General features: G+C 72.5%; 26 protein-coding genes. 16 read left to right on the top strand and 10 right to left on the bottom strand.

What is annotated here, in order from left to right; translation table 11 throughout:
* Positions 1-3: 3 nt before the first annotated feature.
* The 3 genes from OG738_RS36780 to OG738_RS36770 all read left to right on the top strand — a co-directional run bounded on the left by OG738_RS36780 (position 4) and on the right by OG738_RS36770 (position 2,507).
* Positions 4-492: a MarR family winged helix-turn-helix transcriptional regulator gene (locus OG738_RS36780; protein ID WP_329047916.1), complete on the top strand. Its 489-nt coding sequence runs from the start codon at positions 4-6 to the stop codon at positions 490-492.
* Positions 493-1,417: 925 nt separating this feature from the next.
* Positions 1,418-2,110, top strand: a complete 693-nt coding sequence (locus OG738_RS36775; RefSeq protein WP_329047915.1) for a hypothetical protein — start codon at positions 1,418-1,420, stop codon at positions 2,108-2,110.
* Between the two features lie 91 nt (positions 2,111-2,201).
* The gene (locus OG738_RS36770; RefSeq protein WP_329047913.1) at positions 2,202-2,507 is read left to right on the top strand and encodes a DUF1883 domain-containing protein; all 306 of its coding nucleotides are present in this window, start codon (positions 2,202-2,204) and stop codon (positions 2,505-2,507) included.
* Here OG738_RS36770 and OG738_RS36765 read toward each other — a convergent pair.
* On the bottom strand, positions 2,476-4,074 hold the full coding sequence (locus OG738_RS36765) for an amidohydrolase (protein ID WP_329047911.1): 1,599 nt from the start codon (positions 4,072-4,074) through the stop codon (positions 2,476-2,478). The genes OG738_RS36770 and OG738_RS36765 overlap by 32 nt on opposite strands.
* A gap of 535 nt (positions 4,075-4,609) precedes the next feature.
* Between OG738_RS36765 and OG738_RS36760 the strand changes: the two genes are divergently transcribed.
* The 5 genes from OG738_RS36760 to OG738_RS36740 all read left to right on the top strand — a co-directional run bounded on the left by OG738_RS36760 (position 4,610) and on the right by OG738_RS36740 (position 10,342).
* Positions 4,610-7,153, top strand: a complete 2,544-nt coding sequence (locus OG738_RS36760; RefSeq protein WP_329047910.1) for a glutaminase domain-containing protein — start codon at positions 4,610-4,612, stop codon at positions 7,151-7,153.
* Between the two features lie 22 nt (positions 7,154-7,175).
* A complete protein-coding gene (locus OG738_RS36755; protein WP_329047908.1) occupies positions 7,176-8,318 on the top strand; it encodes a type III PLP-dependent enzyme in 1,143 nt (380 codons plus the stop codon).
* Positions 8,311-8,670, top strand: coding sequence for an adenosylmethionine decarboxylase (gene speD / locus OG738_RS36750; RefSeq protein WP_329047907.1), 360 nt, complete (start codon positions 8,311-8,313; stop codon positions 8,668-8,670). The genes OG738_RS36755 and speD overlap by 8 nt, the downstream gene beginning before the upstream one ends.
* On the top strand, positions 8,670-9,533 hold the full coding sequence (locus tag OG738_RS36745) for a spermidine synthase (protein ID WP_329047905.1): 864 nt from the start codon (positions 8,670-8,672) through the stop codon (positions 9,531-9,533). The genes speD and OG738_RS36745 overlap by 1 nt, the downstream gene beginning before the upstream one ends.
* Before the next feature lie 182 nt (positions 9,534-9,715).
* Positions 9,716-10,342 carry a DUF4360 domain-containing protein gene (locus OG738_RS36740; protein WP_329047903.1) on the top strand — a complete coding sequence of 209 codons (627 nt, stop codon included), beginning with the start codon at positions 9,716-9,718 and terminating at the stop codon, positions 10,340-10,342.
* A gap of 105 nt (positions 10,343-10,447) precedes the next feature.
* Here OG738_RS36740 and OG738_RS36735 read toward each other — a convergent pair whose 3' ends face one another.
* The 3 genes from OG738_RS36735 to OG738_RS36725 form a co-directional block, all read right to left on the bottom strand.
* Entirely contained in the window at positions 10,448-10,570 is a 123-nt protein-coding gene (locus tag OG738_RS36735; protein WP_329047901.1) for a hypothetical protein, read from the bottom strand.
* A 330-nt stretch (positions 10,571-10,900) separates the two neighbouring features.
* Positions 10,901-11,329: a MarR family winged helix-turn-helix transcriptional regulator gene (locus tag OG738_RS36730; RefSeq protein WP_329047899.1), complete on the bottom strand. Its 429-nt coding sequence runs from the start codon at positions 11,327-11,329 to the stop codon at positions 10,901-10,903.
* On the bottom strand, positions 11,329-11,706 hold the full coding sequence (locus tag OG738_RS36725; protein ID WP_329047897.1) for a MerR family transcriptional regulator: 378 nt from the start codon (positions 11,704-11,706) through the stop codon (positions 11,329-11,331). Before OG738_RS36725 ends, OG738_RS36730 begins: the two co-directional genes overlap by 1 nt.
* Before the next feature lie 47 nt (positions 11,707-11,753).
* On the opposite strand from OG738_RS36725, the gene OG738_RS36720 reads away from it, so the two are divergent.
* Positions 11,754-12,560 (top strand): MBL fold metallo-hydrolase, encoded by an 807-nt coding sequence (locus OG738_RS36720; protein ID WP_329047895.1) that lies wholly within the window; start codon positions 11,754-11,756, stop codon positions 12,558-12,560.
* Positions 12,561-12,764: 204 nt separating this feature from the next.
* Here OG738_RS36720 and OG738_RS36715 read toward each other — a convergent pair whose 3' ends face one another.
* The 4 genes from OG738_RS36715 to OG738_RS36700 form a co-directional block, all read right to left on the bottom strand.
* Complete coding sequence (locus OG738_RS36715) at positions 12,765-13,160, bottom strand: ATP-binding protein (RefSeq protein ID WP_329047893.1); 396 nt, start codon at positions 13,158-13,160, stop codon at positions 12,765-12,767.
* 92 nt (positions 13,161-13,252) lie between these two features.
* Positions 13,253-13,639, bottom strand: coding sequence for an STAS domain-containing protein (locus tag OG738_RS36710; protein ID WP_329047891.1), 387 nt, complete (start codon positions 13,637-13,639; stop codon positions 13,253-13,255).
* 99 nt (positions 13,640-13,738) lie between these two features.
* Positions 13,739-14,911 carry a VanZ family protein gene (locus OG738_RS36705; RefSeq protein WP_329047889.1) on the bottom strand — a complete coding sequence of 391 codons (1,173 nt, stop codon included), beginning with the start codon at positions 14,909-14,911 and terminating at the stop codon, positions 13,739-13,741.
* A gap of 75 nt (positions 14,912-14,986) precedes the next feature.
* A complete protein-coding gene (locus OG738_RS36700; protein WP_329047888.1) occupies positions 14,987-15,181 on the bottom strand; it encodes an antitoxin in 195 nt (64 codons plus the stop codon).
* A 208-nt stretch (positions 15,182-15,389) separates the two neighbouring features.
* On the opposite strand from OG738_RS36700, the gene OG738_RS36695 reads away from it, so the two are divergent.
* The 4 genes from OG738_RS36695 (at position 15,390) to OG738_RS36680 (ending at position 19,250) form a co-directional block, all read left to right on the top strand.
* Positions 15,390-16,310, top strand: a complete 921-nt coding sequence (locus OG738_RS36695; protein ID WP_329047886.1) for an NmrA/HSCARG family protein — start codon at positions 15,390-15,392, stop codon at positions 16,308-16,310.
* Positions 16,307-16,702, top strand: coding sequence for a PPOX class F420-dependent oxidoreductase (locus tag OG738_RS36690; protein WP_329047885.1), 396 nt, complete (start codon positions 16,307-16,309; stop codon positions 16,700-16,702). Before OG738_RS36695 ends, OG738_RS36690 begins: the two co-directional genes overlap by 4 nt.
* A gap of 142 nt (positions 16,703-16,844) precedes the next feature.
* On the top strand, positions 16,845-18,554 hold the full coding sequence (locus tag OG738_RS36685) for a sulfatase (RefSeq protein ID WP_329047883.1): 1,710 nt from the start codon (positions 16,845-16,847) through the stop codon (positions 18,552-18,554).
* Between the two features lie 366 nt (positions 18,555-18,920).
* Complete coding sequence (locus tag OG738_RS36680; protein ID WP_329047881.1) at positions 18,921-19,250, top strand: hypothetical protein; 330 nt, start codon at positions 18,921-18,923, stop codon at positions 19,248-19,250.
* A 56-nt stretch (positions 19,251-19,306) separates the two neighbouring features.
* Here the strand turns inward: OG738_RS36680 and OG738_RS36675 are convergent, their stop codons facing one another.
* Entirely contained in the window at positions 19,307-20,395 is a 1,089-nt protein-coding gene (locus OG738_RS36675) for a mandelate racemase/muconate lactonizing enzyme family protein (RefSeq protein WP_329047879.1), read from the bottom strand.
* A gap of 723 nt (positions 20,396-21,118) precedes the next feature.
* Here OG738_RS36675 and OG738_RS36670 point away from each other — a divergent pair.
* Genes OG738_RS36670 through OG738_RS36660 form a run of 3 tightly spaced genes read left to right on the top strand, consistent with a single transcriptional unit; the run spans position 21,119 to position 23,377 of the window.
* Positions 21,119-22,240, top strand: a complete 1,122-nt coding sequence (locus tag OG738_RS36670) for a S1 family peptidase (protein ID WP_329047878.1) — start codon at positions 21,119-21,121, stop codon at positions 22,238-22,240.
* Between the two features lie 41 nt (positions 22,241-22,281).
* The gene (gene tsaA / locus OG738_RS36665; RefSeq protein WP_329047876.1) at positions 22,282-22,782 is read left to right on the top strand and encodes a tRNA (N6-threonylcarbamoyladenosine(37)-N6)-methyltransferase TrmO; all 501 of its coding nucleotides are present in this window, start codon (positions 22,282-22,284) and stop codon (positions 22,780-22,782) included.
* Between the two features lie 52 nt (positions 22,783-22,834).
* Positions 22,835-23,377, top strand: coding sequence for a dihydrofolate reductase family protein (locus tag OG738_RS36660; RefSeq protein ID WP_329047875.1), 543 nt, complete (start codon positions 22,835-22,837; stop codon positions 23,375-23,377).
* On the opposite strand, the gene OG738_RS36655 is transcribed toward OG738_RS36660, so the two are convergent.
* Entirely contained in the window at positions 23,374-23,964 is a 591-nt protein-coding gene (locus OG738_RS36655) for a TetR/AcrR family transcriptional regulator (RefSeq protein ID WP_329047873.1), read from the bottom strand. The two genes, OG738_RS36660 and OG738_RS36655, sit on opposite strands and share 4 nt — an antisense overlap.
* Position 23,965 lies beyond the last annotated feature (1 nt).

The following is a 23,965-nucleotide window of genomic DNA, read 5'->3' as shown; positions in this document are numbered from 1 at the left end:
GTCATGATGAGCGGCGTGAGCATCTCCGCGGAGCAGCAGCCTGCCCGGCCGCCGCTGACCCTCTACCTGGTCAAACGCCTCGAGCTGGTGATCAGAGCGCTGCTCGACGACGCGCTGCGGCCGCTGGGGCTCACGACGTTGCAGTACACCGCGCTGACGGTCCTCGAGGCGAGCGGCGCGCTGTCGTCGGCCCAGCTGGCCCGGCGTTCGTTCCTGCGGCCGCAGACCATGCACGAGATGGTGCTGGCGCTGGAGAAGCGCGGGCTGATCGCCCGCACCCCGCAGCCGGACAACCGGCGCGTCCTGCTGGCCGGCCTGACCGACACCGGCCGCCGGCTGCTGACCGACTGCGCCCCGGCGGTCGCCGAGGTGGAAGGCGCGCTGCTCGCCGACCTGAGCCCGGGCCAGCGCGCGACGTTCCGCGAGGGACTCCAGCACGGCGTCCTCGCGCTGGGTGCATTGTCGGACCACCGGCGCTCTCAGGAAGCCTGACTGGCACGGCCGCCTGCGACTGGTTCATCCGCCTCCGCCAAGTGGCCGATGGACTCAGGCTTGCTGACACCAAAGCACTAGGCCGGTCGAGTGGTCGCGGCAGGCGGCACGTTGCGCGGGTGTGGCGACGGCCGTTGGAGGGTAAGTCCCAGTCCCGCTTCCCGCACCCGGAGGTTCGCCGACAGTGACCAGGCCCCGCAAGGAGGCTGGCGCGACGCTCGCTGCCCGCCGCTTGCTGGTCCTGGCGGGAGCGGTGGCCGGTCTTTGGCTGGTGTCGTGGCTCGTTTCGGCCCACGCCGAGGCAGCCGACCGGACCGTCGTCGGCGACGTGGTGGCGGGTGTGCTGGGCGGCCAGCCGTCGCCGGTGGCTCAGGCGCAGGACCAGGCGGCCGGTTCCGCTGTTTCTCACGGGGCGCCGGTGGTGCGTGCGGCCGAGGCCCCGGTCTCTCGGGTAGTTGCCGCGCCGGTTTCCCGGGTGCCGGACATTGCCACGCCGATGGTGCGATCGGCCTCGCCGGTGACTGGGTCCGTGTCCCAGGCGATGCGCGCTGGTGCACCCGTGGTCCAGCCGGTCACCCAGGCAGTGCGATCGGCCTCGCCGGTGACTGGGGCCGTGTCGGAGGCCGTGCGCGCTGGTGCACCAGTGGTCCAGGCGGTGCGATCCGCGAAGTCGGTGGTCGAACCGGTCTCGCAGGTCGTGCGCGCTGTCGCACCGGTGGCACAGCCCGTTTCTGGGGCAGTGCGTTCCGCCGCTCCTGCGGTTGGTGTTGGTGCACCTGTAGTCCGGCCAGTCTCCCAGGTCGTGCGCGATGTCGCGCCCGGAGCCGAGGTGGTCTCGGGCGTAGTGGGTTCCGCAGTGCCCGTGGTCGACGCTGTCGCCTCAGTGGTCGGGCCGGTCTCGCCGGTGGTGCGAGCGGTAGTGCCGGTGGCTGAGCCGGTCTCGCAAGTCGTGCGCACCGCACGTCCGCTGCTCGAGCCGGTGTCGCAGATCGTCCGGGCCGCCGTGCCCGTCGTCGAACCCGGGGTGCGTTCCCTCGCACCCGTCCTCGATCCCGTCTCCCAGCTCGTGCGCGCCGCAGCTCCCGTGCTCGATCCGGTCCTGGGTGCCGCCCGAGCCGTCGCGTCGCCCGTGGTCCAGCCCGTCGCCGGGCTCACTCCGGTCGTCGACCCCGTGGTCCGGCCGATCGGCGCGGCCGTGGCCGGAGACGAGCTGCCCGTGTCGCATGCGGTCGTCGCCGTGCTCGGCCGGCCGGCGCACCCGGCGAAAACCCTGCCGCCGCAGCAGGAAACCACCCCAAGCGCACGCCCGGCGGCCACCCAGTACCGGCCCTGCACGCCGCCGGACCTGAGCGCCGGGCCCCCGGCCGTCGCGAAGACCGGGTCGCAGCCGACTCACGCCACCACCGCGTCGTCGCAGAAGCACGCTCCGGGTGACGCCCCGGAGCCGGCGCGGCGGTCGCCCGCGCCCGCCGATGCCGCCTGCGGGACCAATCCCACCGTCCCGCCCGGCTTCCTCACCCCCGGCCACGGACCCCGCGCCACCCGGACGTTCATGCCGCCGCACGGGGACTTCGTCCCGCTCTGGCGGGCTTGCGAACCGGGTACCGGCCCCGGCTGACCCGCGCCGAACTTCCGTCCGTCGCGGTGCGCGGCGCGATCCGCGCTGCCCGCGACCGCCAGTACGAACCCACGCTTGGAATAGGGGCGAAATGGAAGCGAACGTGTTCGATCTCGGGAAAGTGCGAAGAGACGCGGTGGTCACCATCCGGCTGGAGGCGATGGCCAACGTCAGGCTTCTGACGGAGGTCAACTTCGAGGCCTACCGGCGCCGGCAGTACTACCGGATGCACGGCGGGGTGGCCACCGCACCGATGTTCAAGATCCACATCCCGGCCAACGCGCACTGGTTCCTGGTGCTCGACGTCGAGGGGCTGGAGAACCTGCCCCTGCGGCCGCGGGTGAGCGTCGAACCCGAGCCCGCGGTCATGGCTCGTGGACGCACCGGCCCCCGGTGAACGTCATCGCGACCTTCGCGGCCCCGATCTCCGAGTCGGGGCCCGCGAAGGGGTCGCGGTCGAGCACCACGAGGTCGGCGCGGTGGCCGGGCCGGATCTCGCCCGTGTCGTCGAGGTGGTGGACATGGGCCGAGCCCGCCGTGTACGCGGCGATCGCTTCGGCCAGGCCGATCCGCTGCCCGGGCAGGAACGCGGGCACGTCCTCGCCGTACGGGATCCGGTTGACCGCCACGTGGATGCCCTGCAGCGGGTCGGGGCTGCTCACCGGCCAGTCGCTGCCGGCGGCCAGGGTCGCGCCGGACCGCAGCAGGGCACCGAACGGGTACTGCCAGGACGCCCGTTCGTCACCGAGGAAGGGAATGGTCAGCTCGTCCATCTGAGGCTCGTGCACGGCCCAGAGCGGCTGGATCGTCGCGGTCGCGCCGAGCCGCCGGAACCGCGGGACGTCGTCGGGGTGCACCACCTGCAAGTGCGCCAGGTGGTGCCGGCGATCGGCCGGGCCGTTGGCGGCGCGGGCGGCTTCGACGGCGTCCAGCGCGTCCCGCACCGCGCGGTCGCCGAGGGCGTGGAAGTGCACCTGGAAGCCGTGCGCGTCGAGCAGCGTGACGTGCTCGCGCAGCGCCACCGGGTCGACGAAGCTCAGTCCACTGTGGCCGGTGCGCAGGTAGGGGCCGAGCATCGCCGCGGTGTGGTTCTCGGCGACGCCGTCCAGCATGATCTTGACGGTGCCGGCGCGGAAACCGCTGTCGCGCAACGACTCCCGGCGCTCCAGCAGGTCCGGGAGCTGCTCGGCGCCGCGGGCGCGGTCCCACCAGAGCGCGCCGGTGACCCGGGCGGTCAGCAGGCCGCGTTCCGACGCGGTGGCGTACGCGCTCGACGGGTCGGGCATGCCGCCGTACTCGCCGAGCAGCGGGTCCTGCCAGGCGGTGACGCCGAGCGAGTGCAGCAGCCGTTGCGCCCGCAGCAGGCCGGTGAGCTTGTCGGCCTCGGTGACCGGCGGCAGCAGCCGGGTGACGAGGTCCATCGCGCCTTCCTGCAGGACGCCGGAGGGGCCCTCGGCGTCACGCTCGATGCGGCCGTCGGGTGGGTCCGGCGTGCTCGCGGTGATCCCGGCGCGGACGAGCGCGGCAGTGTTCAGCCACGCGCCGTGGTGGTCACGGTTGACCAGCACGACCGGTCGTTCCGGCACGACGGCGTCGAGGAGCCGGCGGTGGGGGAGGCCGCCCGCGAAGGTGTCCAGGGACCAGCCGCTGCCGGTGAGCCAGCCGAGCCGCGGGTTCGCCCTGGCGTACGCCGCGACGGCGTCGAGGCAGCTCACGACGGTGGCGGCGCCGGTGAGGTCGCAGCGGCCGAGTTCGACGCCGCCGCCGACGGCATGGACGTGCGCGTCCTGGAAACCGGGCAGCAGCAGGCGGCCGCGGAGGTCGACGACGTCGGTGCGCGGTCCGATCAGCGGGACCGGATCGTCGCCGACGGCGACGATCCGGTCGCCGCGGACGGCCGCGAAGCCGGCCCGGCCGCCGGGGGTGAGCACGGGGCCGCGGGTGAAGACGAGGTCGGCGTGCATGCACCCGATCTTCCCGCATCGGCGGCCGCGTGCGGGGGATCCGGCGGGATGCAGACGTTCCTGCCGCGCGGACTTCACGGCCAGTGCCCGCACGCTCGACCGCCGCCGCCTCGGCAAGCAGCGCGTGGCCGGGCCGCGCTGCCTGGCCGCATCGCGCTGCGTCGCCCGCGCCGGATCGCGCCCGCGGGCCACGCCGCGTCGGCCGCCGGACCGCGCTGGTCGGCCGCATCGCGCTGCGTCGCCCGCGCCGGATCGCGCCCGCGGGCCACGCCGCGTCGCCCGCCGGATCGCGCTGGTCGGCCGCACCAGGCACCCGCACTGCCCCATCCTCACCACTTCCTCGTCGACCAAGCCCGGCCGCGCCGGACACCGACCGACCCGCGCCGTCCGAGCGGGGTCGGAATCCGTACCGGACCTGCGCCCCCAGTGGTCCGCCAAAGAATCACCACCCCGACCAACGGCGGATTTACAACGTTGTACCAACGATGTAAAAGTTATCCCCGCACCGGCTCGCACGCCGTGGAAGGGGCCACCGATGTCCTCCCGAGAACGCGCTCACCTGACCCGCCGGGACCTGCTCCGGCTCGCCGGCGGCTCGGCCGTCGCCGTCGCCGCCGCGCTCTGGCTGCCCGGCACCGTTGCCGCCGCGGGTACCTTCAGCCCGATCCGGCCGCCCGCCACTCCGCTCATCGTCCGGTCGCCGTACCTGTCGACCTGGCAGGCCGCCGACAACCTCCCCGGGACCTGGGCCGGCTTCTGGACCGGGCACACCACCGCCCTCTGCGGCCTCGCCCGGATCGACGGCGCCGCGTACGTCTTCGCCGGCTCGCCCGCACTGCCGTCCGGGCCCGCGCTCACCCCGATGACCCAGGTCAGCCTGCAGGTCACCGGCACGCGCTCGACCTACGTCCTCACCGGCGGCGGCGTCACCCTGACCGTCACGTTCTTCTCGCCCGTCGACCCGGCGAACCTGCAACGCCAGTGCGTGCCCTTCGGCTACGTCACCATCCGGGCCGCCAGCGCCGACGGCCGCGCGCACGCCGTCGACCTCCACTTCGACACCTCCGCCGAGTGGGTGCACGGCGACACTTCGACCCCGGTCACCTGGACCCAGCAGCAATCCACCGGCTACACGCTCCTGAGCTGCACCCCGGCGAGCCCGGGCGTGCTGCAGGAGAACGGTGAACAGGCCAGCTGGGGTTCGCTCGTGCTCGCCGCGCCGACGTCCGGGGTGAGCTGGCAGATCGGGCAGGACACCGTCGTGCGCGCCGCGTCGGCGGGCCAAGGCGCCCTGGCCAACACCAGCGACACCGCCCAGCCACGCGCGATCAGCGACCGCTGGCCGGTGCTGGCGTTCAACAAGAACCTCGGCACGATCCCGGCCGGCGGCTCGTCGAGCCCGTTCACGCTGTCGATCGGGCACGTCCGCACGCCCGCCGTCCGCTACCTCGGCACCCCGCTGAACCCCTGGTGGACGCACTACTGGGGCAGCTGGCAGGACATGGCCGTCTGGTTCGCCAACGACTACGCGAGCGCGCTCGGCGCGGCGGTCGCGATCGACCAGCGCCTGCACGACGACGCCGTCGCCGCGGCCGGCGGCGGGACCACCGGCGAGCACTACGCCGCCATCTGCGCGCTGGCGCTGCGCCAGGCCTTCGGCGGCACCGAACTGGTCGACCGCGGCGGCGCGCCCTGGGGCTTCCTCAAGGAGATCTCCTCCAGCGGCAACATGTCCACAGTGGACGTCACCTACCCGGCGTTCCCCGCCTACCTCGCCCTGTCCCCGGCCTACCTGCGGCTGATCCTGGAGCCGCTCCTGGACTACGCCGAGCACGGCGGCTGGCCGATGCAGTTCGCCGAGCACGACATCGGCACCCACTACCCGGACGCGGCCGGGCACAACGACGGCAACGAGGAGAGCATGCCGGTCGAGGAGTCCGCCAACATGCTGATCATGGCCGCCGCGCTGGTCCAGCGGCTCCCGTCGGCCGACGCCGTCGCCTTCGCGACCACCCACTACCCGATCCTGCGGCAGTGGGCCGAGTACCTCATCGGCACCACCCTCGACCCGGGCTTCCAGAACCAGACCGACGACTTCACCGGGTTCATCGCGCACAGCGCCAACCTCGCGCTCAAGGGCATCATCGGCGTCGGCGCGATGGGCGTCCTCGCCGCGGCGACCGGCAACACCGCCGACGTCCGGCGGTACCGGTCGACCTCCCGCAGCTACATCAGCCAGTGGGTGACCCTCGCCGAGGACGGCCAGCACCTCAAGCTGGCCTACGACCAGCCCGGCACGTGGAGCCTGAAGTACAACGGCTTCGCCGACCGCGTGCTCGGCCTCGACCTGGTCCCGCTCGGCGTCGCGGCGCAGGAGGCGGCCTGGTACCAGGGCCGCGCGGGCGCCCACGGCGTGCTGCTCGACCCGCGCAACAACTACACGAAGGCCGACTGGGAGCTGTGGACCGCCGCGTGGCTCACCGACCAGCCGAACATCCGGAACACGCTGGTAGAAGGCGTGTACAGCTTCGCGAACACCACGCCGCAGCGCGTTCCGTTCACCGACTGGTACGTCGTCGCCGACGCCACCCAGCGCGGCTTCCAGGCCCGTCCGGTCGCGGGCGGCTACCTGGCCCTGCTGACCCGCCCGGCGGGGTCGGCGACGGTGTGGCGGAAGCTGCAGAACCAGCGCTCGGGCAAGGTCCTGGCCGTGTCGGGCATGTCACTGGCCGACACCGCCGAGGTCACGCAGTGGTCGGACAACGGCACGGTCGACCACCTCTGGGCCGTCGTCGACAACGGGGACGGCACGGTCCGGATCGTCAACCGCAACAGCGGCAAGATCCTCGCGGTGCACGACCAGAGCCTCGACGACGGCGCCCACGTCCAGCAGTTCCAGGACAACGGCACCCCGGACCACAACTGGCGGATCGTCGACGCCGGCGGTGGCTGGTCGAAGATCGTCAACGTCCGCAGCGGCAAGGTGCTGGCCGTCGACCAGCAGTCCACCGCCGACGGCGCGCAGGTGACCCAGTGGTCGGACAACGGCACGCCGGACCACCTCTGGCGGTTCGCCTGACGCCGTTTGCGACACTGGCGCCGTGTGCGCCGACTCCCTCCGCCGGTTCCTCGACGAACGGGACCCGCCGACCCCGTGCCTCGTCGTCGACACCGACGCCGTCGCGGCCCGGGCGCGCGAGGTCCGCTCGGCGTTCCCGGGCGCGCTGATCCGGTACGCGGTCAAGGCCAACCCGGCGCCACCCGTGCTCGATGCGCTGGTGGCGGCCGGGCTCGGCTTCGACGTCGCCGGGCCCGCCGAACTGGCGCTGTGCCTCGCGCGCGGCGCCGATCCGGCGGACCTCGCCTACGGGAACCCGATCAAGAAGCCGCGGGACATCGCCTTCGCCTTCGAGCGCGGGGTCCGGGAGTTCACGTCGGACGCGCCCGGTGACGTCGAGCACCTGGGCCGGTTCGCGCCGGGCTCGGCCGTGTCGATCCGCGTGGTGCTCGACGCACCCGACTCGGTGACGCCGTTCGGCCGCAAGTTCGGCTGCGACCCGGCCGAGGCCCTGGACCTGGTCCTCCAGGCGGCCGCGGTGGGATTGCGGCCCGGTATCGCGTTCCACGTCGGGTCGCAGCAGCCGGACGTCGCCGCGTGGGAGATCGGGATCGCCACGGCGGCGAAGCTGTTCGCCGAAGCCGAGGCGCAGGGCGTCGCGATGACGCGGCTCAACCTCGGCGGCGGCTTCGCGACCACTCACCGCGGCGCGGTCCCGCCGCTGGCGGCGTACGCGGCGAAGATCGGTTCCGCACTGGACACGCACTTCCCGGCGAACCGGCCGGAGCTGCTGCTGGAGCCGGGCCGGGTGCTCGTCGCCGACGCCGGCCTGCTGCGGACCGAGGTCGTGCTGGTCGCGCACCGCGGCGAACGGCGGTGGGTCTACCTCGACATCGGCCGCTACAACGGGCTCGCCGAGGCCGAGAACGAGGCGATCGCCTACCGCTTCGAGCCGGTGCGCCCGCACGACAGCCCAGCCGGGCCGGTGGTGCTCGCCGGGCCGACCTGCGACGGTGACGACGTCCTCTACCAGCGGACGCCGTACGAGCTGCCGCAGTCGTTGACGACCGGCGACCGGCTCGACCTGCCGGGCACCGGCGCCTACACCGCGAGCTACGCGTCGGTCGGGTTCAACGGGATCGAGCCGCTGCGGACCTACTGCGTCGGCAGGTGGGGCGATGCCTGAGGTCGGCCGGTTCACCGGGCGCCACGTGCTGGCCGAGCTGCACGGCGTCGACCCGGCGCTGCTCGACGACGCCGCGCGGCTGGGCGAGCTGCTGCGGGCGGCGGTCACGGAGGCGGGCGCGACGGTCGTCGACGTCGTGGCGAAGCGGTTCGCGCCGCAGGGGGCCACGGTGATCGCGCTGCTGGCCGAGTCGCACGCGTCCGTCCACACCTATCCGGAGCACGGGTCGCTGTTCGCCGACGTGTTCACCTGCGGCGAGCGCGCCGACCCCGAGCACGCGCTGCGGTTGCTGGCGAAGTCGCTGGACGCCGCTTCGGTCCACTTGTCCGTCCTGCACCGGGGAGAACGCTAGTGCCCACGATCCACGAACCGGTCGGCGCCGGGCTCACCCGCGTCTGGGCGGTCGACGACGTCGTGTTCAGCGCGCGCACGCCGTACCAGGAGGTGCTGATCGGCAAGACCGCGCAAGGGGTTTCGCTGTTCTGCGACGGCGAACGCCAGAGCACCGAAGCGAGCCAGCTCGTCTACCACGAGGCGCTGATGGTGCCCGCGCTGCTGCTGGCCGAGCGGGTGCGGCGGGTGCTGATCATCGGGTCGAGCGAGGGCGTCGCCTCCGAGCTGGCGGTTTCCGCGGGTGCCACGCTGGTCGACCACGTGGACATCGACGAGCAGGCGGTGCGGGCCTGCGCCGAGCACCTGCCCTACGGCTACACGACCGGGGACCTCGAGCGGAGTGGCGGGCCGATCCGGGTGTCCTTTGCGGACGGCTGGGCCTTCCTGGCCGCGGCCGAAGCCCGGGGCGACACCTACGACGTGGTCGTGATCGACCTGCCGGACGAGAACACCGATCCGGACGCGCAGCACAACCGCTTGTACGGCAAGGACTTCCTCGGCCGGTGCGTGCGGGTGCTGGCGCCGGGCGGGGTGGTGACCTGCCAGGCGGGTTGCCCCACCCTGTGGCGCAACGAGACGCTGCTCGCGTCGTGGCGGCGGTTCCGCGAGGTGTTCGGCACCGTGCTGTACTTCGGTTCCGACGAGCACGAGTGGGCATTCCTCTCCGGGCGCGCCGACGTCGTCGACGACCCGGGCGCGCTGGTCGCGCGGCGGTTCGCGGAGCGGGGGAGCCGGGCTTCGACCCTGGACGCCGAAGCTCTGCTCGGCGGCGTGACACCGCCGTACTCGCTCCGGCACGATACTGGTCTGGACCAGCACTGACCGTCGATTTTCCGATTTGCACAACGGTGGAAGAGTAAAATGACGGGAAATGGATTTCCCGTACTCCGGGTTGCCGTGTTACTCCGTTCAGTGGCCGTCGAAAAGGTTGCGATCGCGCTACGATCCGTTCCGCGCGCGATCATCGTGATCAAAAGGCACCGTGGCCCATTTGGAGGAGCGTCATGCTCGGTATGTTGGTCGTAGCCGGAATGGTTCTGTCCGCCGTCGTCGCACCCGTCGATTCCCCGGTGACATCGGCTCCGACCGAAAAGATCACGCTCGACGTCAAGACCATCAACGGATCGGGCTGCCCGGCCGGCACGGCCACGGCGTCGGCCGACGTCGCGTCCGACAACACGTCGTTCACGGTGCACTACACGAACTTCACCGCCAAGGCCGGCGGTGGCGCGTCCGCGCTCGACGCCCGGAAGAACTGCCAGATCAACGTGCTCGTCCACGTGCCGCAAGGGTTCACGTACGCGATCGCCGAGGCCGAGTACCGCGGCTACGCGCACATCGAGAGCGGGGCGAGCGCGCTCGAGCAGGCCAACTACTACTTCGCGGGCACGGCACCGACCGCCCGGGTCCGGCACACCTTCCCGGGCCCGTTCGCCGGCGTGTGGCACGCGACGGACACCACCGACGTCGCGGCGCTGGTGTTCGCCCCGTGCGGCGAGGACCGCAACCTGAACATCAATGCGGAACTGCGTGCGGACGCGGGCGGCTCAACAGCGACGAGTTACATCGAAATGGATTCCGAACACGCGAGCGTGGACACGATTTACCACTTCGCGTGGAAGACCTGCTGAATTACGCGGCCATTGCCCGGATGGACGGCCCGCTCACCGGAACCCTCCCGGCGAGCGGGCCGGTTCGCGCTACCGGTTCGCGCTGGGGATCGCAGCGGGGGACGGTCAGCCGCGGGTTTCGGGGCGTTCGGGTTCGGCGACGGGCACGAGGCTGCATCGTCGCTCGAACCGCTCCATCAGGACGGTGGCGATCAGGAGGGCAACTGGGGTGCTCACCGCGATCCACATGACAGAACACCTACCCAGCCCCTCGCGAACTCAATCACCCGATGCGGCGATCGGGTGACCAGGAGGCAGGGTTCGGTGGTCGACATGCAGGCACGGACGGGTGATCGCCCGCGGCAAGTTCGGGGCGACCCGGTCCGCGTGGGCGAGTGGCTTCGAGCGGTGTGGCCGTAGCCTCCCCGGGGCTGGGTTGCACTCGGATCGCCTGCGGTGATCGCCGCCTCGCGCCGCTCACCTGCGGCGGGCGGCTTGGCGTGGCTGAGGTGATCGCTGCCTGGCGCCGCTCGCCTACGGCGGTCGGGTAGTCGGCCCGACCCTGACCCGCGCCGCGGCTTACTCGGTCGTGGACAGCCGGGTGATCACGTCCAGCAGTCCGGCGCGGAACGCGTCGTCCTCGCCGAGGACTCCCAGTAGTGCGGGCTCGGCCTGCACTGCCCGTTCGTGGACCGCCCGGCCGCGTGGCGTCAACCGCGTCAGGTGCCGCCGGGCGTCCGCCGGGTCCGGGGCCCGGGTGACGAAACCCGCCTTGGCCAGACGGTCGAGGGTGCGGCTCATCGTCTGGTCGGTCACCTGGCAGCGCTGGGCCAGCGTCCGCTGGGGGAGCGGCCCGTCGCGCAGCGTGTGCAGGGCGATCAGGCCCGCGTGGGTGAGCCCCATGTCGTCGAGCACCGCCGCCCAGCGGTGTTCCACCAGGCGCGCCGCCACGGCCAGCAGCCAGCCGGTGGGCCACGTGCTCAGGTCGGGTCCGGGGGCTGTACTCACTACGAAATCGCCTGCTTGAAATCCGGGCACTCGACCAGCGGCACGTGGTCGCAGGTCGCGGCGTGGCGGAGGCTGTCGCGCATGCGGGTGAGCCGGTCGATCGTGTCGTCCAGCTCGGTCGCCTTGGCCGCCATCCGCTCGCGCAGTGCGTCGTCGCTCGGCGTCGCCACGAGGAACCGGGCGATCTCCGCGATCGTGAACCCGGCGCCGCGGGCGCAGGCCACGAGGTCAAGGCGGCGCAGGACGTCCGGGTGGTAGGTGCGGCGCAGGCCGTTGCGGCCGGCCGGTTCGACGAGCCCGCGCTTCTCGTAGAACCGCAGCGCCGACGGCGCCAGCCCGGACTTCTCGGCGACTTCGGCGATGTCGAGCAGGGTCATCGTGGCCTCCTTGACTTGAAGCGTAGTTCAAGTCAGACGATGACGGCATGAAGATCCACCACCTCAACTGCGGGTCCGTGCGGCAGATCGACGCCCCCGGCCTGCCGCCCGCGCACGCGGTCAACCACTGCCTGCTCGCCGAGACCGAGCACGACGGCCTGGTGCTCGTCGAAACCGGCCTCGGCCTCGACGACGTCCGCGATCCCGAAGCCACCCTGGGCGGCGACTGGGTCGCCATGGCGCAGCCGCTGCTGTCCGAAGCCGAGACGGCCGTCCGGCAGGTCGCCCGCCTCGGCTTCGCGCCCGAAGACGTCCGGCACGTCGTCGTGACCCACCTCGACGTCGACCACTGCGGTGGCCTGCCCGACTTCCCGGGCGCCCGGGTCCACGTCCTCGCCGCCGAACTCGACGCGGCGCTGGCCGAGGCGCCGAGCTTCCGCTACCGGCCCGCGCACTGGGCGCACGGCCCGAAGTGGGAGACCTACGAACCACCGTCCGGCGACGACTGGTTCGGCTTCGCTTCGGCGCCGCTGACCGGGGTGAGCGCGGACATCCGGCTCGTCCCGCTCGGGGGGCACACCGCGGGCCACGCGGGCGTCGCGGTCCACGACGGCACGCGCTGGCTGCTGCACTGCGGGGACGCGTACTACTACCACCGGGAACTGGACGCCGTCCCCGAGCCGCACCCGGTCCTCGACGTCGTCCAGACGCGCTCGGAGATCCACCACGACCTGCGCCTGGGCACGCAGGCCCGGCTGCGCGAACTGACCCGGCGGCACGGCGGCGAGGTCACGGTGTTCAGCGCCCACGACCCGTGGGAGCTGGACCGCCTGGGAGTCGCGCAGGACGAGTGAGCCGGTGAGGCACGCCATCGTCCCCGTCACGGCGAGCAGGCGGTCGAGCGCGGGCTTCCGGTTGTCCAGGTACGGCCGGGACCCGGCGGGGTGCGGGCGGCTTCGTTGGGCGCGAGGACGACACCGTCGCGGACGGCGGCCGGGGGCGCGGCGGCCCGCCCGCGATCGCCGGTGTCCCGGGCAGTCGGCGCGCTGGGCGCCGGATCAGCCGTGGGCGCCCGCGGGGTCGTCGGTGGCCAGCTCGGCCCACAGCGTCTTGCCGCTGGGCCGGCGCAGCTGGCCCCAGGCCGCCGCGCAGCGCTCCACCAGCAGGAGCCCGCGGCCGCCCTGGTCGGACGGCGTCCGGCGGCGGGCCGGCTCGCCGCCGCCGTCGTCGACCTCGATGCGCAGCTTGGCGGCTCCGGTCAGCAGGCGGACGTGGTAGGGCGCGCGGCCGTGGCGCAGCGCGTTGGACGTCAGCTCGTCGACCACCATGACCGCGGTGCTGACGACGTTCGCCGGCAGCCCGCGCAGGACCGTGCGGACCCAGTGGCGGACCTTGGCCAGCTCGGTGAGCTCGGCGGTGATGCCGAGCTCGTGCCGGATCGCTCGCAGGTTCACGTCCGCCTCCTTCGCCGTGCCGGGCCCCGGGGAGAAGCCGTCCCCTTCTTCATGCCCGGAACCGGCCCCGCCGACACGGGTGTCGGACGCCGTCATGCTCTTCCGCCCCAGGCGGCGCGCGTCGCGGCGACGCTCGGGTGCACCGGCATCACGTCGCCGAGGCCCAGCAGCTCGATCGGCCGGATCACGGCGGGCACGGTCGTCACGACGGCCAGCTTGCCACCGGCCTCGCGCAGCCGGGTGCCCAGCCGGAGCAGGATCTGCAGGCAGCTGGAGTCGCAGAACTCGACCTCGTCCATGTCGAGCACGATCCGCCGGGGGCCCGGGGCGGCCGGGAGCAGTTCGGCGAGCTTCGGCGAAACCGCGAAGTCGAATTCGCCGCGCAGGGTGTACACCTCGAGGTCGCCGTCTTCGTGGACGTCGAGGGACCACCCGACACCGGAGAACCGCTGCCGGGGCCGCGTCGCGTCGGTGGTCATGCAGGCTCCAGGATGGGGGATCGGGACGCGGGCTGGCGGCTCAACCTGCTCGGAACGCAATCTACCAGCGTCGCCGATCCCGGGCAGTACAGTGTCCCGTCACCGTCCTTTGAGGACTTCGGCAGGCCGGCCCGGCCCGGCCGCCGGTTCGGGTGCCGGGGTGCCGGGCGGCACGATGGCGGTGTTGACCGTGCGGGTCAGCCGTTCGTAGGGCGCCCGGTGCTCGCTGTCGAGCAGCACCGCCAGCGGCGTCCAGACGCCCACGACGAACACCGCCGCGGCCAGGGCCACCGGCAGCAGCAGCTGTTCCGGGTGGTTGCCGAGGTCCCAGTGGTCCAGGTCGAGCACCATCCACGTCAGCCACAGCGGCGACAGCAGGACCCCGTTGCGGACCAGCAGCGAGATCGGCCCGGCGCGGCGGCGGCCGCGCCGGACCACGCGCAGCAGCATCGCCCGCTTCCCCGGCGTCGAGCCGGTGACCGCGGGCAGCACCACGAACCAGACGAGGGCGAGGATGACCACCGGCGTGTCGCGGTGGGTCAGGTCCTCGCCGAACAGCGTGAGCAGGCCGAACAGGAAGCCGAGCAGCGCGGCGAACCCGAGCAGGTCGGTGGCCAGCGCGAACAGCCGCCGGGTGAACGTGACCTTCGCGGCGTAGCGGCGGCGGTCGTGCTCCGGCTCCGGCGAAGGCAGCAGCCGGCCGAGCGGGCCGGCCAGCACCCAGCCCACGACGACGCCGGCGGTGTTGAGGATCAGGTCGTCGACGCTGAACAGCCGGTACGGGCACGGGTAGACGAACCACAGGCCGGTCAGCTGCGTCAGCTCGAAGAACAGCGACACGCCGAAGCCGACCAGCGTCGCGGGCACGAGCCGCATCTTCTGCGCGTAGCGGACGTAGAACCCGAGCGGGGCGAGCATCACGACGTTGAGCGCGGTGGTCCAGACCGCCGGGTTGTGCAGGAGCGCGCCCGGGCTCCAGTGCCCGCGGGCGCGCTGCGAAACCACCTCGACGAAGTAGAAAGGCCGCAACTGCGGAGAACTCGCGTAGGTGTGGCCCACGCAGTACGCCGTGTCGGCGGGCAGCGGCAGCACCGTCTGCGTCGCGATCGCGAGCAGGTAGAAGAGAAACGCGTAGAAGACGAACGTCGGCCACCCCCCGGCGCGGCCTCGGCGGCGGTAGCTGACGAAGGCGGCCGGGAGCATGACGGCCAGCACGAGGAACGGGAAGAGGATGAGGGCGGTCCGGACGGGGACGAGGTAGGTGGCGACCACGGAGCCGGTGGTACCCAGCCGAGCGGGCGGCGAAGCGTGCTTCCCCCGGACGGCTGGGCGATCACCGGCGCGGGCTCACTGCGGGGGCGCGTCCTGCTGGCCGCCACCCTGGTTGTGCAGGTAGTCCTTCACCTTGTCCGAGCCCTGGTCGATCTGGTCGGCGTGGTCGCCGAAGCGCTGCTTCGCGGCCTCGGCGGCCTTGTCCACACCCTGGTCGGCCTTGTCGGGGTTCTTCCCGATCGCTTCCTTCGCCTTGTCGAACAGGTTCATCGCCTCAGGCCTTCCGTTCGGAATCCGATCTTCGGACCCTTCGAGGAGAACACCGGCGCAACCGGCCCGCAACCGAATGGCCGCAGGCACTCCCCTGTCGTGGGTAATCCCCGCCCTTTCCCGGGTGAAAGCCGCGGCCACGCGTTTGGATCGGGCGAGTTCGGGTATCGGCCGATTCCTTTCCCCGCCGGCCCTGGTCGGTACGGGCATGAGCACTTCCACTGACGGAAAACGGGTGGTCGCCGTCGTCGGCGCCACCGGGCGGCAGGGCGGCGGGCTGGTCCGTTCGCTCGCCGCGGACCCGGACGGCGCGTTCGCCGTCCGGGCCATCACGCGCGATGCGGGTACGCCGCGCGCGAAGGAACTGGCGGGGCTGGGCGTCGAGGTGGTGATCGCCGACCTCGACGACCCCGGTTCCGTCGAGGCGGCGTTCACCGGCGCGTACGGCGCTTTCTGCGTCACGGCCGGCCAGGAACACCCGCCGGAGCGGGAAACCGCCCACGCCGCCACGATGGCCGCGGCGGCCGGCCGCGCCGGGGTCGCGCACGTCGTGTGGTCGACGTTCGAGGACACCCGGACGTTCGTGCGGCCCGGCGACGACCGGATGCCGCTGGTGCGCGGGCAGTACCGCGTTCCCCACTACGACGCCAAGGGCGCGGCCGACGCGGAGTTCCGCGCCGTGCCGGCCACGTTCCTGCGGACGGCGTTCTACTGGGAGAACTTCCTCGACAGCGGCCCGCGCCGCGGCGACGACGGTGTCCTCACCCTGGCCATGCCGCTGGGACCGGCGCGGCTGCCCGGGATCGCGGTGGCCGACATCGGCCGCTGCGCCCACGCGATCCTGCGCCGTCCGGAGCTGGTGGGAAAGACGGTCAGCATCACCGGTGAGAACCTCACCGGAGCCGAGTACGCGGCCGCGTTCGCCGACCTCTTCGGCGAACCCGTGCGGTTCGCGGACGTCCCCGCGGACGTGCTGCCGACCGAGCTGGCCAACATGTTCCGGTTCACCCGGGACTTCGAAGCCGCGTACGCGGGCGCGCGGGACCCCGCCGAGGTCCGCGAGCTCCACCCCGGCCTGCTGACCTTCCGGCAGTGGCTGTCCGAGAACCTGGAAAGGACCTCCCGATGACCGTGCCCCTGACCGGCGCCGCCCGCGAAGTGCTCGACGGCCCGCACACCGCGGTGATCGCCACCGCGAACGCCGACGGCCGCCCGCAGTCGTCGGTGATCTTCGTGAAGCGCGACGGTGACACCGTCGTGTTCAGCACCATCGAGGGCAGGCTGAAGACCCGGAACATGCAGCGCGACCCGCGGGTCAGCCTGCTGGTCTCGAGCAACCCCGGCCGGTACGTCGAGATCCGCGGCCGCGTCGAGATCACCGCCGACCCGGAAAAGGTGCTGCTGCACGAAATGTACGATCGGTACATGGGTGGGAAGACGCCGCCGCCGGAGCCGGACGACGAGCGGCTGATCGTCCGGATCGTCCCGGAAAAGCTCTACGTCTGGCCGCCCGCGGCGTGACGAGCCGCGGCGGCGTGAACCTCGCGCCGCCGCGGCCCGTATATCGGGGTGAGGACCGCCGTCCCCGCCGCAGGGGTACGGTGGCCGACCCCGCCGCAGGGGTACGGTGGCCGACCCGTGAACCGTGATGTGAGGCCGCGCCATGATGGGAACCACCGGTCTGCCGCTGCCGCGGCGTGTCCGCCGCCGCACCCGGGACGGCGGTGGTCCCCTGCCCGACTTCGGGTTGCCCCGGGCCGCCCGGCGCCCCGCCGTCGCGGGCGTGGTGCTCACCGTCCTGGCCGCGTTGCTGGTGCTGTTCGCGCTCCTCGCGCCGGACGACCTCAGCTCGTTCTCGCCGGCAGCACTGGTCCGCGTCCCGGCGGAAGGCCTGATCGTGGCCGCGCTCGTGCTGGTCCTGCCGCCGCGGCCGCGGCGCGTCCTCGCCGTGCTGGTCGGGCTGGTGCTCGGGCTGCTCACCCTGATGAAGGCACTCGACACGGGCTTCTACGCGACGCTCGAGAAGCCGTTCGACCCGGTTTACGACTGGAGCTTCTTCAACGCGGGCGTCGAGTTCCTGGCCGGCGAGATCGGTGACGCGGGCACGTACGCCCTGCTGGCCGGCGCCGTGGTGCTCGCGATCGCCGTCGTCGTCTTCATGGTGCTCGCGATGCTGCGGCTGACCCGGCTCGCCGCCGGCAGGCGGACCGGCACGACGCGGGTGCTGGCCGTGCTCGGCGTGATCTGGATCGTCTGCTCGGTGTTCGGCGTCGAGATCGCTCCCGGGCAGCCGATCGCGGCCCAGAACGCCGCGGCCCTGGCCTACGACGACCTGCGCCAGGTGGGCACGGACCTGCGGGACCAGCGGCCGTTCGGCGAGCTGGCCGCCGACGACGCGTTCCGGAACACCCCCGGCGGCCAGCTGCTGAACGGCCTGCGCGGCAAGAACGTGATCCTCACCTTCGTCGAGAGCTACGGCCGGATCGCGCTCGACGACCCGGGGTTCGCGCCGAAGATCGGCGCGACGCTCGACGCGGGCACCGCCCAGCTGAAGGCGGCCGGCATCGGCGCGAAGAGCGCGTTCCTGTCGTCCTCGACGTTCGGCGGCGGCAGCTGGCTCGCGCACTCCACCGTCGAGTCCGGCATGTGGATCGACAACCAGCAGCGTTACAACAACCTGCTCGACAGCGATCGGCTGACGCTCGGCGGCGCGTTCCAGAAGGCGGGCTGGAAGACCGTCTGGGACGTCCCCGCGCACACGAAGGACTGGCCCGAGGGACAGCGGTTCTACCACCCGGACGCCTACTACGACTTCCGGAACATCGGCTACCAGGGCCCCGGTTTCGCCTACGCCACGATGCCGGACCAGTACACGTTCTCGATGTTGCAGAGCAACGAGCTCGCGAAGTCCTCGCAGAAGCCGGTCATGGCCGAGGTGGACCTCGTCTCCAGCCACGCCCCGTGGTCACCGCGGCCCTGGCTGGTGGACTGGAACCAGGTCGGCGACGGCTCGATCTTCGCGCCGCAGCCCGCCGCGGGCGAGGCGCCGGAGTCGGTCTGGAAGGACCCGGCGAAGATCCGCGACGCCTATCGCGACGCCACCGACTACTCGCTCAAGACGCTGATCTCGTTCATGCAGCACTACGGCGACGACAAGACGGTGCTGGTCTTCCTCGGCGACCACCAGCCGCCGGCGGTCACGCCGCAGGGCGCGGTGCACGACGTGCCGATCACGATCGTGGCCAAGGACCCGAAGGTGCTGGACCGGATCTCCGGCTGGGGCTGGACGGACGGCCTGCACCCGGCCGCCCGGGCCCCGGTCTGGAAGATGGACTCCTTCCGCGACCGCTTCCTGACCGCGTTCGCGCACTGACCGTCCACTTCGGACATCCCGGCCGGCGGCTTCCGGGTGCGGCCCGGCGTGCCTGTCCTGGAGACGCCGGGCGGGGAGCCGAAGCTCGCTCCTCGGGAGTGGCTCTTCTTCGCCGTCCTGCTCGGCTCCGCGATCGTGCAGACCGAGCTGTCGGCGAGGCCGAGCGCAGGGCCGGGATCGGGTTTGCGTCAGCCGCGGAGGAATTGCGCGTGCCTTCCGCCATCCGTCCAGGGGCGCGGGCTAGCCCGGATGGAGCAGCGTGGTGACGTTGCGCTGCGCACGCATTCACTGGCCCGATGAATTGCCGGTAATTCTTCCGCACTCCTAAGCTTCGTATCGTCGGGTTCTCCGCGCTGAGGAGTGGTCATGCGAAGGAAATTGACGGTTCTCGGGGTCGCTGTGTTTTCGCTGTTCGGATTGTCGGTCGTGCCCGCGGCCGCGGCCGGTGGCGACTTCGCGCCACCCGGCTGCTTCGCCGAGCGCTACGGAACCCTCTTCGGGCAGGGCGTGTCGGTCAGCTGCTTCCCCGGTGAGGGCTACGGCTACCGCGTGATCGCGGAGTGCGCCAACGGCAGCGCGTTCTGGTTCGTGGCCGGTGATTTCGTGCCGTACGGATTCGGCCCGGCGACCGCGGAATGCGCAGGCGCGCTGCTGGTGCCGGCCCGGGTGGTCGCCTACCGGGTCGACGAAATCTGATTTCCGCGGGAACCGCCCGGCCACCCATTTTCCGGTGGCCGGGCGGTGTTTCGCTTTCACGAGACGCGCCGGTCGTCCATGGCGTCGCGGTCCCAGTCGATTCCGAGTCCCGGTGTTTCCGGAGCAACCGCGTGGCCGTTTTCGATGGCCAGTTCGGTGCGCGTGATCGCGCGCAGCTGCGGGATGTGCTCGACGTACCGCCCGTTCGGCACGGCCGCTGCGAGGCTCACGTGCAGTTCCATGAGGAAGTGCGGGCACACCTCGACGTTGAACGCCTCGGCGAGGTGGGCGACCTTGAGCCACGGCGTGATGCCGCCGACCCGAGCGACGTCGGGCTGCACGATCGACGCGGCGCCGCGGTGCAGGTAGTCGCGGAACTGCGCGACGGAGTACAGCGACTCGCCCACGGCGACCGGGACGGCCGTCGCGGCGGCGAGCCGGGCGTGCCCGGAGACGTCGTCGGCCGGCAGCGGTTCCTCCAGCCAGAACAGGTCGAGCGGCCCGAACTTCGCGGCCCTGCGCGTCGCTTCGGCGGCGGTCATCGACTGGTTGGCGTCCACCATGAGGTCGAACCGCGGCCCGACGGCCTCGCGCACCGCGGTGAGCCGTTCGAGGTCCTCGCTCGCGGCGGGCTTCCCGATCTTCACCTTGACCCCACCCCACCCGGCGGCCATCGCGGCCTTCGCACCCGCGACCAGCTCGTCGGTGGTGAGGTGCAGCCAGCCGCCTTCGGTGTCGTAGAGCGGAATGCGCGGCCGGAACCCACCGGCGACGCGCCACAGGGGTTCGCCGGCCCGCAGGCACTTGAGGTCCCAGAGAGCGGTGTCGACGGCGGCGAGCGCGAGCGAGGTGACGGCGCCGACGGTGGTCGCCCGCGTGGCGGCGAAGAGGTCCCGCCACCGCGCCTCAACCAGCCGCGAGTCCCGGCCGACCAACCGGGGGAGCAGGTGGTCGTCCAGCAGGGCGACGACGGAGCTGCCCCCGGTGCCGATCGTGTAGGAGTAGCCGAGCCCGGTGCCGCCGTCATCGGTGGTCAGCTCGACGAAGACGGTCTCCTGCGAGGTGAAGGCCTGCACGGCGTCGGTCCGAGTCTGCTCGACTTCGACATCGACGAGAAAAGCCTCGGCCCGAGTGACGACGGTCAACGATCCCCCTGACACGGAATCCTATAGGAAATACGATTCTGGAGGGTGGGGTGGAGGCTGTCAATGGCCGAGGTGGGCGGCGGTGGCGGGGCCCGATGGTCGCCGCTTGCCGGGCGGGGGCGGGGAGGTCGGATTCGGCGCTGCTGCCCCCGCTCTGCCTGCCCGCCTGCCACCGCCTCGCCCGCCGGCCCTGCCCTGCCCTGCCCTGCCCTGCCCTGCCCTGCCCTGCCCTGCCCTGCCCTGCCCTGCCCTGCCCTGCCCTGCCCTGCCCTGCCCTGCCCTGCCCTGCCCTGCCCTGCCCTGCCCTGCCCTGCCCTGCCCTGCCCTGCCCTGCCCTGCCCTGCTTCGCCCGTCGCCCGTCGCCCGTCGCCCGTCGCCGTTCGCCCGCTGTTCGGCTGCTCGCCGACGCCTGTCCGTCGGCAGGGAAGGGACGGTCATGCACGTCTGCTGCCCCGCAGACTCTGGTTCCGGCTACCGCGCACACCCGCGTGCTGTACTTGGTCCAGACCTTCGTCGCCGCGGACAGGTGGGACCTGCTCGCGGCTTTCGGCTGTGCCGGAAAACCCTTGCGCCGCAAGCACTTCCCCGCAAAAGTCCGCAGTGGACAGTCGTTCGCCTCCGCGAATTGCGGACAGAAAACCGGACAATTCTGGACCAGCTCCGCGAGCCGCCGCACACTCGGCGCACGGTGTGTTTCTTTCCCCCGGCCCCGAAGGAGACCTCATGCGTCGAAGAATCGCCCTGGCCGTCGGCGGCGTCGCCGTCCTGACCGCGTCGCTCGCTTCCGCTTCCCTCAGCCCGGCCGTCGCGTCGCCCGGGTTGCTCGCCGCCATGCAGCGGGACTTCGGCCTGACCGCTGCCCAGGCCGAAGCCCGGCTCGGCCAGGAAACGACCGCCGCGCGGGTGATGCCGGACGCGCAGAAGGCCGCCGGTGCCGCGTTCGGCGGGGCCTGGTTCGACCCTGCGCTCGGCAAGCTCGTGGTCGGCGTGACCGACCCGGCCGCGGCGGCGGCCGTCCGGCGGGCCGGTGCCGAAACCGCGCCGGCGAAGGTCAGTGCCGCGAAGCTCGACGCCACCAAGGCCGCCATCGACGCTTCCGCCAAGGCGCACCCCGCGCCGGCGGCCGTCAGCGGCTGGCGGACCGACCCGCGGGCAGGCAGTGTCGTGGTCACCCTGCGGCCGGGCGCGCACGGCGCCGACGTCGACGCGTTCCTCGCGAAAGCCCGCGAGGCGGGCCCGGTCACCGTCGCGACCACGCCGGCCGCCCAGCCGTTCTCGGCGGGGACCGTCGGCGGCGACCCGTACTACATCAACGGCAACACCCGCTGCTCGATCGGCTTCTCCGTGCAGGGCGGGTTCGTCAGCGCCGGCCACTGCGGCGGCGTGGGCAGCTCGGTCGTCGGCTGGGACGGCTCGGCGATGGGCACCTTCGCCGGCTCTTCCTTCCCGGGCAACGACTATTCGTTCATCCGGATCGGCAACGGCTGGTGGACCGCGCCGGTCGTGCTCGGCTGGGGCACGGTCAGCGACGCGCTCGTGCGCGGGTCGTGGGTCGCGCCGGTCGGCACGTCGGTCTGCCGCTCGGGCTCGACGACGCACTGGCACTGCGGGGTCGTGGAAGGGCTCAACGAGACCGTCAACTACTCCCAGGGCGCCGTCTACCAGGTGACGCGCACCAACGTCTGCGCCGAACCCGGTGACTCCGGCGGCTCCTTCATCACCGGCGACCAGGCACAGGGCGTGACGTCCGGCGGCTGGGGCAACTGCAGCTCCGGCGGCGAGACGTGGTTCCAGCCGGTGAACGAGATCCTGCAGACCTACGGCCTCTCGCTCGTCACCGCCTAGTGGTCGCGCACGGCACCGGTCGGCGGCCCTAGGCTGGGCCGATGATCCCGATCGGTGTCGTGCGGACCGGCCGCACGGACCTCGAGCACACCCCCGTCCAGGCGGGCGCGAACCGCGCCGAAGAAGGCACGATCGAGCTCGACCCGCGGTTCGCCGAAGGCCTGGCCGGGCTCGCCGGGTTCGACTACGCGTGGCTGCTCAGCCTGCTCGACCGCCCCGACCGGCCGGGCACGCTCACGCAGGTCCCGTACCTCCTCCGCCGCGAGGGACGCCGGATGGGCGTCTTCGCCACCCGCGGTCCCCGGCGCCCGAACCCCATCGGGCTGAGCCTGGTCCGCATCCTCGACGTCGACGGCAGCGCGATCCGCTTCGCCGGGGTCGACCTGCTGGACGGCACGCCCGTGCTCGACGTCAAGCCGTACGTGACGCGGTTCGACCGGCCGCCCGGCGAGCCCGCGTGCGGGTGGTTCGACGCGGTCGACGTCGTCGACGGGACAACTCCCGCCGATCTGAGCGATGAATCCGGCGGGCGCCGCCGGTAGGTACCGGTGAGGCCGCGCCACCAGGGCGCGGCGAGACCCACCGGGAGTGGTCATGAGCGTGATCGTCGTCGAGTTCCTCACCTTGGACGGTGTCGTCGAGGACCCGGACGGCTCCGGCGGCACGGCCACCGGCGGCTGGGCGTTCCGGCACGGGCCGGAAGCCGTGGCCGGGGACAAGTTCCGGCTCGGCACGCTGCTCGAGACCGGGACGCTGCTGCTCGGCCGGACCACCTGGGAGCTGTTCGCGAAGCTCTGGCCCGGCCGCACGGGCGAGTTCCCCGACCGGCTCAACGCGGCCCGGAAGCTGGTCGCTTCGCGGACGCTCGGCGATGTCTCGGCGTGGCAGAACTCTTCGCTGCTGCACGGAGATCTCGTCGACGAAGTCCGGCGCCACGAACGCGACCTGATCGTCATCGGGTCCGTCGGGATCGCGCAGGCGCTCGGCCGCCACGGCTTGGTCGACGAGTACCGCCTGCTCGTGTTCCCGAGCGTCGTGGGCGCGGGCAGGCGGCTCTTCGAAGTCCCCGCGGACCTCGCGCTGGTCTCGACCACGCAGGTCGGGCCCGCGATCCTCAGCACCTACCGGACGCGCTAGGTCCGCAGGAGGCTCGCGAGCCAGCCGCCGAGGACCTGCTGCACCTCGGCGCGGGTGCGGGCCGGGTCGTCGGCCGCGGCGATCATCCGCGCCGCCTCCATCACCGCGCTGAGCACCAGCTGGGCCAGGGCGCGGACGGGCGTCTCCACGATCAGCCCGTCCGCACTGGCCTGCTCCAGCACGGCGACGATCAGGCCGAGGCCGTACTCCGCCTCGATCTCGCGCCAGACGTCCCAGCCGAGCACGGCGGGCGCGTCGGTGAGCGAGATGCGGCGGACCTCCTCGCGCAGGCAGGCGTCGAGGAAGACGCCGAGGCCCTGCAGCATGCCGGCCAGTGGATCCGCGCTGCCGGCGAACGCGGCCTCGACCTCCGCGGTCAGCTCGCGTTCCAGCTCTTCGACGACCGCGCGGAACAGGCCCTGCTTGTCGCCGTAGTGGTGGTAGAGCGCGCCGCGGGTGACGCCGGCGGCGCGGGTGATCTCGTCCGCCGGGACCGCCTGGTAGCCGCGGGCGGCGAACAGTTCGCGCGCGGCGGCGACCAGGGCGGCCTTCGTGCCGGCGGAACGGTCCTGCTGGGTACGTCGCACC

The organism is Amycolatopsis sp. NBC_01488 (genome assembly GCF_036227105.1).
Taxonomy (GTDB): Bacteria; Actinomycetota; Actinomycetes; order Mycobacteriales; family Pseudonocardiaceae; genus Amycolatopsis.
The sequence above is the reverse complement of the archived record's forward strand: the minus strand, read 5'-3'. Positions and strand labels throughout refer to the sequence as shown.